Source organism: Pseudomonas sp. S1_E05, from assembly GCF_056337105.1.
In genome coordinates this window covers 1,282,982-1,298,685 of sequence record NZ_JBFRHM010000001.1, presented here as the reverse complement: position 1 = coordinate 1,298,685, position 15,704 = coordinate 1,282,982, and the positions used below count along the sequence as shown (strand labels likewise).

The 15,704-nt window shown below is 61.0% G+C and carries 15 protein-coding genes and 2 pseudogenes; 11 read left to right on the top strand and 6 right to left on the bottom strand.

Going from position 1 to position 15,704, the window contains the following annotated elements; translation table 11 throughout:
* The first annotated feature begins 255 nt into the window (after positions 1–255).
* From AB4N33_RS06045 to AB4N33_RS06030, 4 genes are all read left to right on the top strand, one after another.
* Positions 256–1,536 (top strand): c-type cytochrome, encoded by a 1,281-nt coding sequence (locus AB4N33_RS06045; RefSeq protein ID WP_476456710.1) that lies wholly within the window; start codon positions 256–258, stop codon positions 1,534–1,536.
* The gene (locus tag AB4N33_RS06040; RefSeq protein ID WP_476456709.1) at positions 1,533–2,006 is read left to right on the top strand and encodes a (2Fe-2S)-binding protein; all 474 of its coding nucleotides are present in this window, start codon (positions 1,533–1,535) and stop codon (positions 2,004–2,006) included. The genes AB4N33_RS06045 and AB4N33_RS06040 overlap by 4 nt, the downstream gene beginning before the upstream one ends.
* Complete coding sequence (locus AB4N33_RS06035) at positions 2,003–4,240, top strand: xanthine dehydrogenase family protein molybdopterin-binding subunit (RefSeq protein ID WP_476456708.1); 2,238 nt, start codon at positions 2,003–2,005, stop codon at positions 4,238–4,240. Before AB4N33_RS06040 ends, AB4N33_RS06035 begins: the two co-directional genes overlap by 4 nt.
* 112 nt (positions 4,241–4,352) lie before the next feature.
* The gene (locus tag AB4N33_RS06030) at positions 4,353–4,487 is read left to right on the top strand and encodes a hypothetical protein (protein WP_460141627.1); all 135 of its coding nucleotides are present in this window, start codon (positions 4,353–4,355) and stop codon (positions 4,485–4,487) included.
* Between the two features lie 16 nt (positions 4,488–4,503).
* Here the strand turns inward: AB4N33_RS06030 and AB4N33_RS06025 are convergent, their stop codons facing one another.
* Positions 4,504–5,169, bottom strand: a complete 666-nt coding sequence (locus tag AB4N33_RS06025) for a M24 family metallopeptidase (RefSeq protein ID WP_476456707.1) — start codon at positions 5,167–5,169, stop codon at positions 4,504–4,506.
* Positions 5,170–5,243: 74 nt separating this feature from the next.
* Positions 5,244–6,179: a LysR family transcriptional regulator gene (locus AB4N33_RS06020; protein WP_476456706.1), complete on the bottom strand. Its 936-nt coding sequence runs from the start codon at positions 6,177–6,179 to the stop codon at positions 5,244–5,246.
* 100 nt (positions 6,180–6,279) lie between these two features.
* On the opposite strand from AB4N33_RS06020, the gene AB4N33_RS06015 reads away from it, so the two are divergent.
* Entirely contained in the window at positions 6,280–7,029 is a 750-nt protein-coding gene (locus AB4N33_RS06015; RefSeq protein ID WP_476456705.1) for an SDR family oxidoreductase, read from the top strand.
* 14 nt (positions 7,030–7,043) lie between these two features.
* Here the strand turns inward: AB4N33_RS06015 and AB4N33_RS06010 are convergent, their stop codons facing one another.
* Positions 7,044–7,244: a hypothetical protein gene (locus AB4N33_RS06010; RefSeq protein WP_476456704.1), complete on the bottom strand. Its 201-nt coding sequence runs from the start codon at positions 7,242–7,244 to the stop codon at positions 7,044–7,046.
* A gap of 166 nt (positions 7,245–7,410) precedes the next feature.
* On the opposite strand from AB4N33_RS06010, the gene AB4N33_RS06005 reads away from it, so the two are divergent.
* The 4 genes and pseudogenes from AB4N33_RS06005 (at position 7,411) to AB4N33_RS05990 (ending at position 10,063) form a co-directional block, all read left to right on the top strand.
* Positions 7,411–8,286 (top strand): LysR substrate-binding domain-containing protein, encoded by an 876-nt coding sequence (locus AB4N33_RS06005; RefSeq protein ID WP_476456703.1) that lies wholly within the window; start codon positions 7,411–7,413, stop codon positions 8,284–8,286.
* Between the two features lie 167 nt (positions 8,287–8,453).
* A complete protein-coding gene (locus tag AB4N33_RS06000; RefSeq protein WP_476456702.1) occupies positions 8,454–9,380 on the top strand; it encodes an AEC family transporter in 927 nt (308 codons plus the stop codon).
* A 130-nt stretch (positions 9,381–9,510) separates the two neighbouring features.
* Positions 9,511–9,783, top strand: coding sequence for a CopG family ribbon-helix-helix protein (locus AB4N33_RS05995; RefSeq protein ID WP_460124243.1), 273 nt, complete (start codon positions 9,511–9,513; stop codon positions 9,781–9,783).
* Positions 9,783–10,063, top strand: a pseudogene (locus AB4N33_RS05990) (type II toxin-antitoxin system RelE/ParE family toxin). Before AB4N33_RS05995 ends, AB4N33_RS05990 begins: the two are co-directional and overlap by 1 nt.
* A 70-nt stretch (positions 10,064–10,133) precedes the next feature.
* On the opposite strand, the gene AB4N33_RS05985 reads toward AB4N33_RS05990, so the two are convergent.
* A complete protein-coding gene (locus AB4N33_RS05985; protein ID WP_476456701.1) occupies positions 10,134–12,035 on the bottom strand; it encodes a sigma-54 interaction domain-containing protein in 1,902 nt (633 codons plus the stop codon).
* A gap of 228 nt (positions 12,036–12,263) precedes the next feature.
* Here AB4N33_RS05985 and cynS point away from each other — a divergent pair.
* Together cynS and AB4N33_RS05975 are read left to right on the top strand one after the other, a co-directional pair.
* A pseudogene (gene cynS / locus AB4N33_RS05980) lies at positions 12,264–12,705 on the top strand (cyanase).
* Between the two features lie 40 nt (positions 12,706–12,745).
* Positions 12,746–13,558, top strand: coding sequence for a formate/nitrite transporter family protein (locus AB4N33_RS05975; RefSeq protein ID WP_476456700.1), 813 nt, complete (start codon positions 12,746–12,748; stop codon positions 13,556–13,558).
* Positions 13,559–13,690: 132 nt separating this feature from the next.
* Here AB4N33_RS05975 and AB4N33_RS05970 read toward each other — a convergent pair whose 3' ends face one another.
* Together AB4N33_RS05970 and AB4N33_RS05965 are read right to left on the bottom strand one after the other, a co-directional pair.
* Positions 13,691–14,050, bottom strand: coding sequence for a response regulator (locus AB4N33_RS05970; protein ID WP_460126676.1), 360 nt, complete (start codon positions 14,048–14,050; stop codon positions 13,691–13,693).
* A gap of 83 nt (positions 14,051–14,133) precedes the next feature.
* Positions 14,134–15,522, bottom strand: coding sequence for an ATPase domain-containing protein (locus tag AB4N33_RS05965; protein WP_476456699.1), 1,389 nt, complete (start codon positions 15,520–15,522; stop codon positions 14,134–14,136).
* Positions 15,523–15,704: the final 182 nt, after the last annotated feature.

Below are 15,704 nucleotides of genomic sequence, written 5' to 3'. Positions count from 1 at the left end.
GTTGCAAGGCTACGGGGCCTGCCCGACACCGAGAATCCGTCTCCCGGGCAACGCAGTGATGCGCCATCCGCAACGACTCTGGCGTTGCGGATGGCGCAACGGGCTATTGCGCAAGCTGCCAATTCTCCGGCATCGCTGCGTCCTCTACCTTGGGGGCACCTGGCGCAGGCCTTCGACCGGCGCCCTTCCCTGGCGGCTCTAGGAACTGATCATGATGGCTTCATCCACCGTTGTTCCCACGCGTTGCAAATGCCCATGAATGCCCGATTCCTCGCATCCAGGCGCTTGTGGGTCGGCATCGCGGCCCTTGCCTGCATCGGAGCGTCTGTCGCTGCCATGTTGATGTGGCGCCCCGCTATAGCCCCCATCGAACGCCCTCAAACGTTCGACTCCCTGCAAGTTCAGCGCGGCGCCCAGGTAGTCGAGGCCGGCGATTGCGCGGTGTGCCATACCCGTCCGGGTGGCCAGTATCTGGCAGGCGGATTGCCGCTGGTGACACCCTTCGGCACGCTCTACAGCACCAACATCACCCCCGATCCGCAGACCGGCATTGGTGCCTGGTCATTGCCGGCATTCGAACGGGCGATGCGTGAAGGTATCGCTCGCGATGGCCATTTCCTGTACCCCGCGTTCCCTTATGTTCACTACCGGCGCATGAGCGAGGGCGACATCGCCGACGCCTATGCCTACCTGATGAGCGGCCCGGCCGTGGATTCGCCCGCGTTGGCGAACCACATGAACTTCCCGATGAACATTCGCCCGCTGGTGTCGTTCTGGAACCTGCTGTTTCTTCATGGCCAGCCCTTGAAGGCGGCGACCGAGCAATCCGCGTCGTGGAATCGCGGACGCTATCTGGTCGACGGCCCCGGCCACTGCGCTGGCTGCCATTCACCGCTGAACCTGATCGGGGCGGAGAAATCCGGTGAATACCTCGCGGGCGGCAGCGTTGATGGCTGGGAAGCGCCTTCGCTGCTGGGCATGGCCCGTCGCGCCAACCCATGGCGCCAGGATCAGTTGGTGCGCTACCTGCGCGCGGAAGTGGTCGAGGGACACGGCACTGCCGCGGGGCCGATGCGTCCCGTCAGCCTGAGCATTGCGCGCTTGCCGATCAGTGATGCCCAGGCGATTGCCGACTACCTGTTGAGCCTGCCAGGCGAGTCCTCGGTCAGCGAAGTTCATCCAGATCGGGCTAGTACGGGAACCAGCGACTTGCACAGTGGCGCCTTGCTGTTCGCCAGCGCCTGCGCGGGCTGCCATGCCTCGGCGGCGCCCATGCGGATGATTGACGGGCGGCCGGCGCTGGCGCACACCAGCGCATTGCAAAGTTCGAGCGCCCGCAACTTCATGAAAACCGTGCTCGAAGGCATCCCTGCGAACCCAGGCGAACCCGGCCCCGTGATGCCGCCCTTCGCGGCCAGCCTGAACAATGACCAGCTCATCGCCCTGGCGGCGTACCTGCGCCAGCAAGCCCAGCCCGATAAGCCATGGACCGACCTTACTTCCACCCTTGAAGCGATACGTCAGGAGGCGAAATGACTCAAGTCACGCTCAACGTCAACGGTTCCGCCCAGGCATTGGAGCTGGAGCCGGACATGCCGCTGCTCTATGCGCTGCGCAATCACATGGGGCTCAACGGCGCCAAATACGGCTGCGGCCTGGGCCAGTGTGGCGCCTGCACCGTCATCGTCGATGACCAGCCGGTGTTTTCCTGCGTGACACCTTGCGCCGGCCTTGAAGGCAAAGAGGTGCGCACCGTTGAAAGCCTGGGTTCTGCCGAGCAACCGGGCCCGCTGCAACAGGCCTTTATCGACAAGCAGGCGGCGCAATGCGGTTACTGCATCGCCGGCATGCTGATGCGCGCACAGGCATTGCTGGAACACAACCCACAACCGGACGAGCAGACCATTCGCGAGCACATGTCGGTGAACCTGTGCCGTTGCGGCACCCACCTGCGCATCATCGAGGCGATCGGCCTGGTCGCCGCGCAAAACAGGAGCGCAGCATGACCCAGGCCAACGCACACAACCCCAGTCGCCGAGCCTTCCTGCGCGGCGGCGCCTTGCTGATGGCATTTACCCTGATGCCCGCCGCGCGCCGTGCCTGGGCAGATACCGAAGTCGATACCCTGGGCACGGTGGTGTTGGCGCCGGACTTGCCCGGCAGCCTGCGCACCAACCCCTACCTCGATGCGTGGATTCGCATCGGTCATGACGGCATCACCGTCTACACCGGCAAGGTCGAATTGGGCACGGGCGTTAAAACCGCGTTGCTGCAAATTGCCGCTGAACGCCTGGAAGTGGCGCCGACCGCCATCACCCTGCTGACCGCCGACACCGCGCTGACCCCCAACGAGGGCTACACCGCCGGCAGCCACAGCATTTTCGACAGTGGCACCGCGTTGTTCAACGCGGCGGCGCAAGTCCGTGAGTTGCTGATGGATTCGGCCGGTCGCAGCTGGGGCGTCGCCGCAGCGTTGCTGACCACGGCCGATGGGGTCATACACGGCCCCAGCGGGCTGCGGATGACGTACGCCGACGCCGTCAGGAACGTCGATCTGCACCTTTACGCCAAATCCGAATCGCCCAGCATGCCGCCCGCAACCTTCAAGTTGATCGGTCATTCGCTGCAACGCCTGGACATTCCGGCCAAGGTCAGCGGTGGCCCTGCCTTCGTTCAGGACATCCGTCTGCCCGGCATGCTGCACGCCCGGGTCATTCGCCCGCCGCGCCCAGGCTCCACACTGCTGGCCTTCGATGCCGGCTCGATCAAGGCCTTGCCCGGTGTTGTCGAGGTGATGCGCGACGGCAATTACCTGGCCGTGGTGGCCCGTGACGAATGGCAAGCGATCAAGGCGATGCGCAGCGGTTATGAATCGGCACGCTGGAGCGGCGGGCAGGTAATCCCCGAGGCCCGCGACATTCACACCTTGCTCGAACACCTGCCGTCGCGCCGTTACCCAATCAGCCATGAGGGCACGCCCCAGGCTGTCACGGACGGCGCATACCAAGCCCGAGTGACCAAGCAGTACCTGATGCACGGCTCCATCGGCCCTTCCTGCGCCGTGGCCTGGTTCAAGGACGGCACGTTGACGGTCTGGACCCACACCCAAGGCGTCTATCCCCTGCGCGCGGGCATTGCGGAAATGGTCCGGCTCCCACCTGAGCGCGTGCGCTGCATCCACGCCGAAGGCTCCGGTTGCTACGGCCACAATGGCGCCGACGATGCTGCGGCCGACGCCGCGCTGATTGCCATGCGAATGCCGGGCACGCCGGTGCGGGTGCAATGGATGCGCGAGCAGGAAAATCTCTGGGAGCCCTACAGCTCGGCGATGATCGGCGAAGTGCGGGCTAATCTCGATGCGCAGGGTCGCTTGCAGGACTGGAACTACGAACTGTGGACCACGCCGCACAACGAACGCATCGTCAATGCGGGCCGCTTGTTGCCGGCGCGATTGCTGGCGCGCCCCTTCACCTCGGCCCCGTCGATCCCCATCGCCCAGCCCGAAGGTGACGGCGATCGCAACGCCGTGCCGCTGTACACATTGGCCTCCACCCGCATCGATATGAACTTCGTCACCGAGATGCCCTTTCGCACCTCGGCGATGCGCTCGCTGGGTGCACATATCAACATTTTCGCCATCGAGGCCTGCATGGATGAATTGGCCAACAAGGCTGGAATCGATCCGGTCGCTTTGCGCCTGAATCATCTGGCGGACCCGCGGGCACGGGCGGTAGTGGAACGGGTGCGCGACGCCATCGGCTGGCCGCACAAGCGCAATGAACCGGGTGCCGGTATCGGTTTCGCGTTCGCCCGCTACAAAAACATCATGGGCTATTGCGCGCTTGCGGTGCGCTTGCACGTGCATCCGCAGACCGGCGACATCCAGATCGATCAGGTGGTGACGGCGGTCGACGTCGGCCAAATCGTCAACCCCGACGGCCTGCGCAACCAGGTAGAAGGCGGGATACTCCAATCCGCCAGTTGGACGCTGTACGAAAAAGTGGCCTATGACGCCGGGGGTATCCGCAGTTACGACTGGAGCGGTTACCCGATCCTGCGATTTTCCCAGGTGCCGAAAAAAGTCGACGTGCACCTGCTCGATCAGCCCGGCCAACCTTTTCTGGGCGCCGCCGAAATCGTGCAGGGGCCGATGGCTGCCGCGATCGGCAATGCCGTGGCGAATGCGACCGGACGGCGCTGGCTGAACTTGCCACTGACCCGCTCCGGCCAACCCGCCTGACCTGCCCCGGCAGACTCGGCCTGCTTCAATCGCACTGTTAGAAAAATTGAATTAGCGGGTTGTCCGTCCGGTCAAGAATTATGCACGCAGGAAATCTGACGAGGTAATAGCCATGACTATCGAAGCAGAGACACTCGTACAACTGACCGAAGCCTTGCAGGAACGCGGCATGACACTGGTCGCCGATGTCGTGTTCATTCGGGCACCGTATCGGCATGATCATCGTTGGATTTGCAGGGTGGCGTGACCCCTAGGCAGGGCCTTCAGATCAACAGGTCCTCGTGGAACGCACCGTAAGGCAGATCCGGGTGGGCAAGCTGGATCTCCAGAATCCACAGGCCTGTATTGGGGCATTCGGCGAAATCCCCCAGGTCACCACCGCGATAGATCGCATGGGGGAAATCGCTGACGCGGTGGCCCTTGATGTCTAGGTTGAGCTTCCAGCCCATGCTCTGCGCCTGGGCCCGAGCGAAGTCGTAAAGCGCCACGCCGCACACCCGCTCGCTGCGCCAGAAGCTCTCGACCTGATCAAACAGCGTTTTCGCAGCGCCAGCACAGGCGCGCATCTGCGGGTCGGCCCCGGTGGTGAACGTCGTCCCGGCGTCACCTTCGTGGCCTTGCCAGACCACGCCCATGTCGATGAAGAAAATATCGTCGTCACCCAGCACCGGATCGCCGTCGGAGCGCTGTTTGAAAGTCTTGAGCGTATTGGCACCGAAGCGGATCAACAGCGGGTGCCAGATGCGGTCCATGCCCAGTTCCGCCAGCACACGCTTGCCCTGTGCCACGGCTTCGGACTCGATCATGCCGGGCGTGATGACCCGGGCGATTTCATTGATGGCCTGCCAGGTCCTTTGTTGCGCATAGCGCATCGATTCCAGCGAGTAGTGCTCTCCCACCGCTTCTCTGGAGTGAGCCGCTGTTGTCATGAGTGATTCCTTTCGCAAGAAGCGCCGGCTAGCGCTATATAGTTTTATATATTGCGATATTCATTGGCATAGGTTCAACCTCCCCCTGCCTCCCTGCCGGCGGGTGGGGAGGATGACTGCGCTGCCAGCCGCCTGACCTCGCCCTGCACAAAATCCGTGAACAGCTTGACCCTGATCGGCGTGTTGGTACCAAACGCGTGCACCGCATGCAGCTCCAGCGACGGCAGCGCCTGCTCCGGCAGCAGTTGCACCAGCCGCCCTTCCTCGAGATCCTGCTGGACGATGCAGCGCATCAAGTACGCCACGCCCATTCCATCGAGCGCTGCCGTGCGCAAGCCAAAGCCCGAATCCAGGCCGATTCGCCCCTTGGGCAGCAGCGTTTCGCCGCTGGCGAAGACGATGGGCAGTGTCCGTCCGTTCAATTGATAACGCACGAAAGGCAGGTTGCGCAGATCATCGATCGCGCGGGGATTACCTCGCTCGCGCAGGAAGTCGGGAGACGCGACCAACGCCATGTTCAAGTGCGCCAGCGTGCGCGCCCGCAGATTGCTGTCGCCAAGCGATCCCACCCGGAAAATCACGTCGTAGCCTTCACTGATCAGGTCGACGTGGTGGTCCAGCAGGTTGAGGTCGACATCCACCTGCGGATGATCCACCAGAAACGCCTCGCCAATCCTGGGCAGCAACAAGCGCCCCAACTCGCTGGGCATGCTCACGCGCAGATGGCCGCGCACGTTTCCGGTGGGCCGAATCGCATCCTCGGAGTCCTCCAGCGCACGCAGCAATGGCGCCACGCGCTCGAAAAACAGATGGCCGTCGGGGGTCAGGCTGAGGGTTCGGGTCGAGCGCCGGAACAGGGTGACGTTGAGCTTTTTCTCCAGCCGCGCGATGCCTTTGGAGATCGCCGAAGGCGTGGTGCCAGCGATGCGCGCCGCGGCACTGAAAGACCCCGCCTCCACCACCTGGACAAAGGCGATGAGGCTGCTCGACTGGCTCAACAGGCTGGACATCTTGTGACTCCGAAGCACAACTGATGTGCCTTGTTCAGGACTGGTTGCAGAAAACCCGCGCCGGATAATACGCCGAAACAACCATGATCGGAGTCAGCGTATGAAGCGCCTCGAAGGCAAAGTAGCAGTCATCACCGGGGGCAACAGCGGGATCGGCCTGGCATCCGCCTGCCTCTTCGCACAGGAAGGCGCCCAGGTGATCATCACCGGTCGGCGCAAGGCGGTTCTGGAGCAGGCCATTGAAACCATCGGCCACGGCGCCATTGCCATCGAGGGCGATGTGGCCAGCCTGGAACATCATGACAGCGTAGCCGCCGAGGTCAGGCAACGCTTTGGTGGGCTGGACATCTACATGGCCAACGCCGGAGTCATCACCTTGCAGGCGTCCGATCAGGTTTCGCCGGACGTCTATGACGCCCAGTTCAACATCAATACGCGCGGCGTGTTCTTTGGCGTCCAGTCGATCACACCGGTGCTGCATGACGGGGCCAGCATTATCCTGACCAGTTCACTGGCTGCCACCAAAGTGTTGGAGAATCATGCGGTGTACGCCGGCAGCAAAGCCGCCATCGCTGCCTTCGCCCGCAGCTGGGCGCTGGAACTGCGCGCACGGCGCATCCGCGTCAACGTGCTCAGCCCAGGCCCGGTCGATACGGCGATCATTGGCAAATTGGGTGTGTCAGACGAGCAGCGCCCGGACTTCCTGAAAATGCTCGGTGACATGATCCCGGCCGGGCGCCTGGGTGAAGCTGAAGAACTGGCGCGCGCGGCGCTTTACCTCGCATCGCCAGAAAGCGCGTACGTTAACGGCATCGAACTGTTGGTTGATGGCGGGATGTCGCTGACGTGAGCTGAAGACACCCGTCAGCGGGGCTCTGGATGCTCGCTGGACACCGAATTGGTGGCGTCGACGTCCGACATGTCTTCTTCGAGCGGCGCTTCGTCATCCGGTGGCAGCGGCACCTCGGACTCGTCTTTGCTGGGATTGTGCCCGGTTTCGTTATCCGTGGTGCGGGTCACATCCTGCTGCGACCGGTTGCCGGGTGCATTCTCGTCAATGTCCATGTTCGCTCTCCGTTCAGGTGCGCGGGACCTCCGCGCTTAAACGTGAGAGACGGCCCTCCATGGCAAGTGCCCGGCAATGGACGAACGGTTAGTGCACTTTGCCTGTCGTCTGTCGCGCCCGGCTCTGACAGAATCGACGACACACTCCGCCGACAAGTCTTGCCCCATGTCCTTACGCGCGCTTCGTACCCTGCTGGCCATCGCTCAACACGGCTCGTTCGTCCAGGCGGCGCAGAGCGTGCACCTCACACAGTCGGCCGTGAGCCTGCACATCAAGTCACTGGAAGAAACGTTCAACACCTCGCTCTTCGACCGCTCGCGCCGCCTGCCGGTCCTGACCGACGCCGGCCATGTGGCGGTGGAGCGCGCCCGGGAAATCATCGCGCTCTACGACAGCATCGCGACGGAAATCGGCGGCGATAATGAATTGCGTGGCCGGTTGAAATTGGGCGTCATCCCCACGGCATTGACCAGCATCCTGCCCCAGGCGCTGGCCGCCCTGGGTGCCGAGCATCCTCATCTGCGCATTACCGTGGCCTCCGGCATGTCCGCGGAACTCGCGACCCGGCTTGAGGCTGGCGATATCGACGTGGCCATCACCACCGAACCGGTGAAACCTCACCCCTACGGTCTGGTGAGTACCACCCTGTATGAAGAAGGGTTCTGGATCATTGCCCCTTCTACATTGTCGGGACTTCACACCCGGCAGTTGCTGGAGCAGCAGCCGTTCATTCGTTTTGATCGTCGTGCCTGGGCGGGGCGCACCATTGAACGAGAACTGCGGCGCATGCGTCTGCGCGTGCAGACCACGATGGAGCTGGACAGCCAGGAAGCGATTATCCAGATGGTGACCCAGGGGCTGGGCGTAGCCGTGGTGCCCCTTTCAAGTCGCAACCTCGAACAACTCAGACACCTTGAAATCCAGGCCTTTGGTTCACCTCAGCGTACGCGTCGCGTGGTGCTGCTCGAACGTGAGGACCGACCCCGCGCCCGGCTGGCTGTGGCACTGGCAAAAGTGATTCAGCAGCAGACCGTGAGCTGACCACCCATGAGAAATACTTGTTGATCGATGGATTTTTAATCGATTTTATTTCTGGCTCTGGCTTCTTATCGTGTACCTGTCCAAATGCCAACGGCAGGTCCCATGTACGCTCGCAACCGCTCTCCTCGCCTGATCGAACCCTCGCCACTGACTGAACAGGCGCGCTCATGATCAGCGAATTGTTGTGGGCGCTGGTGCCCATCGCTGTTCTGATCGGCTTCGGCGCCTGGCTCAAGCACAGCCAGTTCCTGGCAGATACCTTCTGGGCTCAGGCCGAACGCCTCGGTTATTACGTGCTGCTGCCCGCACTGTTTGTGCACGGCCTTGCGACCGCGAAACTGAACGACGTGCCGGTCCAGGGCATGATCACGGCGCTGGTGTTTTCGACGCTGACCGTGGCCGCGCTGCTGGTTGGCGCACGGCGTTTTCTTGGAGCCAACGATCCGGCGTTTACGTCCGTTTTCCAGGGCGGTGTGCGCTTCAACAACTACGTGGGTGTTTCGGCGGTCGCCGGCTTGTTCGGCGCCCAGGGCATTGCACTGGCAGCGGTAGCCAATGCGGCCATCGTGCCAACGGTGAATATTCTGTGCGTATTGGTGTTCGCCCGATACGGTGCAGGCGGTCGAATGTCCGCAGCCAAGGTGTTGAGGCAAGTGGCGCTCAACCCGCTGGTGCTGGCCTGCATCGGCGGAATATCGCTTCAGGCACTTGGACTGGGCCTGCCCGCCGGGATAGAACCGGCCATGAAGGCATTGGGCATGGCCTCATTGCCGCTGGGTTTGCTCTGCGTTGGCGCGGCCCTGGAACCGGGTTCCGTGCGCAGTTGGGTGCGACCGGTGGCCTACTCGTCCGCGTTCAAGTTCCTGCTGATGCCGGTGGTCACCTTGTTTGCCTGCCGCATCGCCGGGCTGAACGGCAACGCCGCCATCGCCGCCCTGGTGTTCCAGGCGCTGCCCACAGCCTCATCGTCCTACATCATGGCGCGACAACTGGGTGGCGACGCACCGCTGATGGCCGGGATCATCGCCAGTCAAACCTTGCTGGCCAGTGTGGCGCTGCCGGTGGCGGTCGTTGTGCTGACCCCTTGGATCTAATGAGAGCAACTGTCTGCCCTCTGCCATTCATCATTGAATGACGCGATATTATTCACTGCGATTGAAAATGAATAAGCGATGAGGAAAGATGGATAGCCTGATTCATGAGTGTCTGTCCAAGGAGTCAAAAATGACCGTCACCGCGAAAACCCGATCCGTCACGGCTCATGTCCCTGTAGAGCTGGCAGAACGCGTTGATCAAATAGCCGAACGTCTGGAGCGGTCAAAAAACTGGATCGTCAAGCAAGCCCTCTCCGATTGGCTTGATCAGGAGGAAGAGCGCAGTCGCCTGACCCGCGAAGCGTTGGCCGACGTGGATGCCGGCCGCGTGATCGACCATCAGGCTGTCCAGGCCTGGGCCGAAAGCCTCAGCACGGATAAGCCGCTGCCGGTGCCACATTGATGGAGCTGAGTTGGACGAGCAAAGCACTGTCCGATCTTGCCCGCCTTTATGATTTTTTGGCAGCGGTGAACCAACCCGCACCAGCTCGCACGCTTCAGCAGCTCACGGCCGCGCCGACCGCCCTATTGAGCAACCCACGCATTGGTGAACATTTGGAAGAGTTCCCCCCGCGTGATGTGCGCAGAATCCTGGTCGGGCACTATGAGATTCGCTATGCAATTGCGGACGCCACCCTTTACCTTTGCGCCTTTGGCATACGCGTGAAGATCGTCAACAGTAAACTGGGACGTCGTGGGATATCAGGCTCCCGGTTTTATCGTTGACGACTGTCGCGAGTGAGCTCACTCAGGTTAATCCGTCTGGCGCGTCCGTCCCGGCTTGTAATCCCTGGGATCAATCCCCCACTTGCGCAGCCTCGACGCCAGGGTAGTGGGTTTGACGCCCAGCAACTGCGCCGCGCCGCCCTCACCAGACACCTTGCCACCCGTGCGTTTGAGCATCGCCAGTGTATTGGCTCGCAGTTGCAGTTGGAGCAGCTCATCGGCAACCGGCTCACCCGCCGCGGCCTGCTCTGCGCGTACAGGCGCCGGAACCCGCGCCCCGGAAGCCATCAGGTCGTCAAAATGCAAACGACCATCCTGGGAAACGATCATCTGTCGCTCGATCACATTTTCCAGCTCACGGATGTTGCCAGGCCACGGGTAACGCTTGAGTAATTCAACCTGGGCCAATGGCAGACGTACACCTGGTTTGTTGAACGCCAATGATGCCCGCCGCAAAAAGTGGCTGGCCAACAGGGGAATGTCGTCGATTCGTTCGCGCAGTGGCACCGAGCGAACAGGAAACACGTTCAGGCGAAAATACAGGTCCTCGCGAAAACCACCCGCCGCGATCATCGCACGCAGATCGCGGTTGGTCGCGGCGATGACCCGCACATCCACCGCGCGCGTGACGTTGTCGCCGACACGCTCGAACTGTTGATCCTGGAGCACGCGCAACAACTTGCCCTGCAACTCCAGGGGGATTTCTCCCACCTCATCGAGAAACAGCGTACCGCCGTCGGCCAGCTCGAAACGCCCCATGCGTGCATTCACCGCCCCGGTAAAGGCACCTTTTACATGGCCAAAAAATTCGCTCTCGAACAGGTCCCTGGGGATTGCCGCGCAGTTGACACGAATCAGCGGGCGGTCAGCACGCCGGCTACTCGCGTGAATCGCCCGGGCAATCAGCTCCTTGCCGGTGCCAGACTCGCCATTGATCAGAACGTTGGCATCGGTCGGCGCCACCAGTTCAATCTGGCGGATCAAGTGCAGGACCGCCGGGCTCTCGCCGACGATTTCATGGTGGTTGCGCTCAGCCTTGATCTCTTCCTGCAGGTACTGATTTTCCACCTCCAGGCGTTGCTTGAGCTGTTCGACTTCGTTGAGCGCCTCCCGCAAGCGTTGTTCTGCGCGCTGACGCTCGCGAATGTCCCGAAACAGCACCACCGCTCCCACCAGGCGACCCATTTCGAAAATCGGCGTGCTGGTATATTCGACGGCAATCGCCTCGCCGTTCTTGTGCCAGAACACCTCGTGATCGACCCGGTGCACCTGGCCGTCGCTGAACGACGCGTGGATCGGACATTCCTGTACCGCAAAGCAGCTGCCATCGCTATGGCTGTGATGGAACAATTGGTGCGCATCGTGGCCCACCATGTCGGCGGCGCTCCACCCCAGAATGCGTTCGGCCGCGGGGTTGATGAAGGTGGTCTGGCCCTTGGCATCGAGCCCGTAGATGCCCTCGCCTACTGCACCGAGGATCAATCGGTTCTGCTGCTCGATGCGCTCGAAAACCTGGGAAATCCGCTCCCAGCCGACATGGCCCAGACGGTGCTGACGGCGTGCTTCAGAGCGATTGCGCCGCGTTTCGAGCACATCGCGACGCTGGATCGTGAACAGGATGCGGTGGCCACCGGCCAACGCACTCGCGCTCACTTCCACCGGATGCTGGCGGCGACTCAAGTCAATCAGCACCAGATCATCGGACCACGCCTGGCCCTGGGTCAGCACCTCATCGCTGAAGCTCACCCACAACGAAAGACCCTCGCCGAGGAAATGGCTGAAGCGCAGCGGGGAGTGTTCATCGGGCATGCACCCCAGCAGTTCGAGGGCGACAGTGTTCGCCTGCAGCATCGAATCAGTTCGCGGATCGACCACCAGCATCGCCTGCGAGGCGCGATCGATTGCATCATCCTGAAAGCCAGCGATCATGGTCTACCCACCGTAAAAACGGAGCAATAATTACGAAATATCGTATTTATTTAACCATATTTCGTTATTAACGAAAAATCGTTACAACCAAAAGCGCCAATCTCCGATTTATTTAACTTAAATATCAATGAGTTAAGAGCAGAAAATAAACTGGCACGACTCTCGCTATAGACCCTGCAGTGGAGGCGGAGCACCCGCCTCTTTCACTTCACTGAAAGAGAGTTGCCCATGAACAAAATCGAAATGCACCACACCATCATGGCCGCCAAGGCCCGTCTGAATCTGAACTGGGACAGCCTCGCCGACGCAGCGCAAAAAAGCCCCGGTCTGGGTCGCTTCGGTGTGTTACGGGATGAACAGCGCACCGGCAGATGTGGCAGCGAGACTCTGTCAGGCGCTGGAATTGGGTGACGACGTTGCGACCGCGATGACAGTTTTCCCGACCAAGGGCTGGGATCAGGCGATCCCCCAAGACCCTCTGATCTATCGCCTGTACGAACTGGTAGGCGTTTACGGGCCGACCCTGAAAGATGTGATCCAGGAAAAATTCGGCGACGGCATCATGAGCGCCATCGACTTCTCCATGCACGTCGACAAGATCGAAGACCCCAAGGGTGACCGCGTGTTGGTGACCCTCAATGGCAAGTTCCTGCCTTACCGATCCTGGTAACGACTTCACCTTCTCGCAACGTTCGCCAAGGGGTCATCCAATGTCTTATCTATTGCCGTTCGAATTCGTCACCAAAATGGTCGATGCCGGCGAATCCAAGATCCACATGTCCACCCGCGATACATTGATCCGCGCCTACATGGCGGGTGCCATCCTCGCGCTGGCCGCGGTGTTCGCAGTCACCATCGCCGTGCAGACCGGTTCAGCACTGCTGGGCGCTGTGCTCTTCCCCGTGGGCTTCTCCATGCTCTATCTGATGGGCTTCGACTTGCTCACCGGCGTGTTCGTCCTGACCCCGCTGGCGCTGCTGGATAAACGACCGGGCGTCACCGCCAGCCGCGTCCTGCAGAATTGGGGGTTGGTGTTCCTCGGCAATTTCGCCGGCGCGTTGACCGTGGCGTTCATGATGGCGTTCATCTTCACCTACGGCTTCAACGCACCACCGGGCGCCGTGGGCGACAAGATCGCCAACATCGGCGAAGCCCGCACCCTGGGTTACGCACATTACGGCGTCGCCGGCTGGTTCTCGATTTTCCTGCGAGGCATGCTGTGCAACTGGATGGTGTCGATGGGCGTGGTGGGCGCGATGATCTCTACTTCGGTCAGCGGCAAGGTCATCGCCATGTGGATGCCGATCATGCTGTTCTTCTTCATGGGCTTCGAGCACTCGGTGGTGAACATGTTCCTGTTCCCGTCCGCGATGATCATGGGCGGCAATTTCTCGATCATGGATTATATGATCTGGAACGAGATCCCCACGGTACTGGGCAACTTGGTCGGTGGCCTGGCCTTTACGGGCCTGACGCTGTACAGCACGCATATCAGGACGGCGGCGAAGCGCGCGATTTACTGATCCATCGACCAGGCCGCCGTGGGTATCAGGCGGCCAGCATGATCGTTGACGACCATCGCGACGGTTCGACGTGCTCGCGCCTACAAGTGCATCGGGGCTTCGAACCTTGTGGGGGGCTCGCTCCCCACGACATCAAGGCTTGACCATCGCCTTGACACTGGCGATCACCGCGTCGATCGTAAACGGCTTGGCGAACACATCGGCGAACAGGTCAGCCCGCTCGTTGGCCAGATGGGCCTGCGCGCCGCTCATGAGCATGATGGGTATCTTGCTGAACTGGTCTTTCGCCTTGATGGATTCGGCGAACTCCAGCCCCGTCATGCCCGGCATCATGAAGTCGGTGATGATGAGGTCCGGCCGCTCCCGGTCGAGAATGTCGAGTGCTTTGAGTGCGCTTCCGGCCGTTACGGTCAGGAACCCCTCGTCCTCAAGCGCGAAGCTCAAAATGTCAGCGATCAGGTACTCGTCGTCGATGATGAGAATGGTAGTCATATTTCGCGTACATCCCACATCAGCCCCGAGGAACTCGAGCGAAATACACAATCTGGCCGTCCACAAATTGCCATTCGCATGTCTCAGGCCTTTTTCAGTTCGATTCCAGCATGGCCTATCACGACTTCGAGAAGCGAAGGGTCATAGGCGTTGTCTCTGATCTTGAGAATGGAGAGTTGGCGTTGAAGTTCAGAACCTTTGTAGCCGAACTGGATGAGCAACAGGTTATCCATGACACCGGAGAGTTCGGGCGCCGAGATGATCGGATGATCGCTGAAAAGATGCTGGATTTCCCAGGTGGCCAAAACCGTCACATCCCTTGAACGCAACTCGCCCAATACCGCCGTAAAAACCTCCAACACCCGGGTCTGATCGACCGAGACCCTGGCCATGGCCAGCAAGCTGTCGATAAAGACGCGCTTGATCCCCTTTTCCTTGACGGTGTAGAGCAGATCGTAGGCCAGGCGATCGATGAGCCCGGCCGACGCCGAGTTCCAGGACAGGTGCAGCGCACCTGATTGTTCCAGGGCAGTAAAGTCGTGACCGAGCGCCTGGGCCTTCATGCGCAGGCGTGAGGGCGATTCGTGAAAACCGAAATACAGGCCTGGCGCCTGCGGCGTGGAGCCTGCAAGAAATTGGGCGCCCAGCGACGTTTTACCTGCACCCGACGGCCCCATGACCAGCGTCACCGAAGAAGACATCAACCCGCCGCCAATCCGCGTATCAAGGGTGGGGATTCCACTGCTGAGCAAATCGAATTCGCCCGTATCAATCAGCGCCGGACCGGTCAGGATACTTTCGATGCGCGGATAAACGGTGATGCCGTTTTCAGTGATTTCGAACTCGTGCGGACCTGCAATGGCGCCACTGCCACGGGTTTTGCGCAACCTGATCCGGCGGACCGCCTTCGAGGCCACCGACTCCTCGCCCATCTCGATGACGCCGTCCACCATCGTATGCTCCGGGCTGCCGTCATCAAGCTGCGAGCTGGTCAGGAACAGCACGGTGCAACCGGCAAAGGCTGCGTGCCCCTGCAACTCGGAGATGAACTGCTTGGTGTCCAGCGGCGACTCGGCCTTGGAGCGTGCATTGAGCAACCCGTCCAGAATCAACAGGCTGGATTTCTGCCGACTGATCTCTCGGCGCAGCAGCTTGACCACCGCATCCAGACCGTCGTTTTCCAGCGTGTCGAACGCGCTGACGAACTGAATCCTTTGATTGACTTCGGCCTTATCGTAGAAGCTCAGGGTAGAGAGGAATTGGAAGAGCCGGTCATGGGGTTCCGCGAGCAGGGTCGCAAAAAGAACGTGACCATCACGCTTGATGTGGTTGAAACCGATCTGGTTCGCCAGGATGGTCTTGCCCGATCCTGGCCGTCCTTGAATGATGTAGGACGCGCCGGCGATCAGGCCTCCCTTCAACAGGGTATCGAGGCCTTCGATCCCACTTTCAAGACGTTTAAGCTGATTCAACGCTGATCCCTCCACTGATCTTCACCGGGTGCCAAAATAACCTGTTGCGCTGGTGGAACGCGTTTGCGACGAGTGTTTTACCGAGTGTAACCCACACGCCTGAAAAACCTGTACAAAAGCATCGCCCGCGTAAAGCAGACAACCGTTTTCGTCGTTCGTGCCGGGAGAATGGGACTTGACGA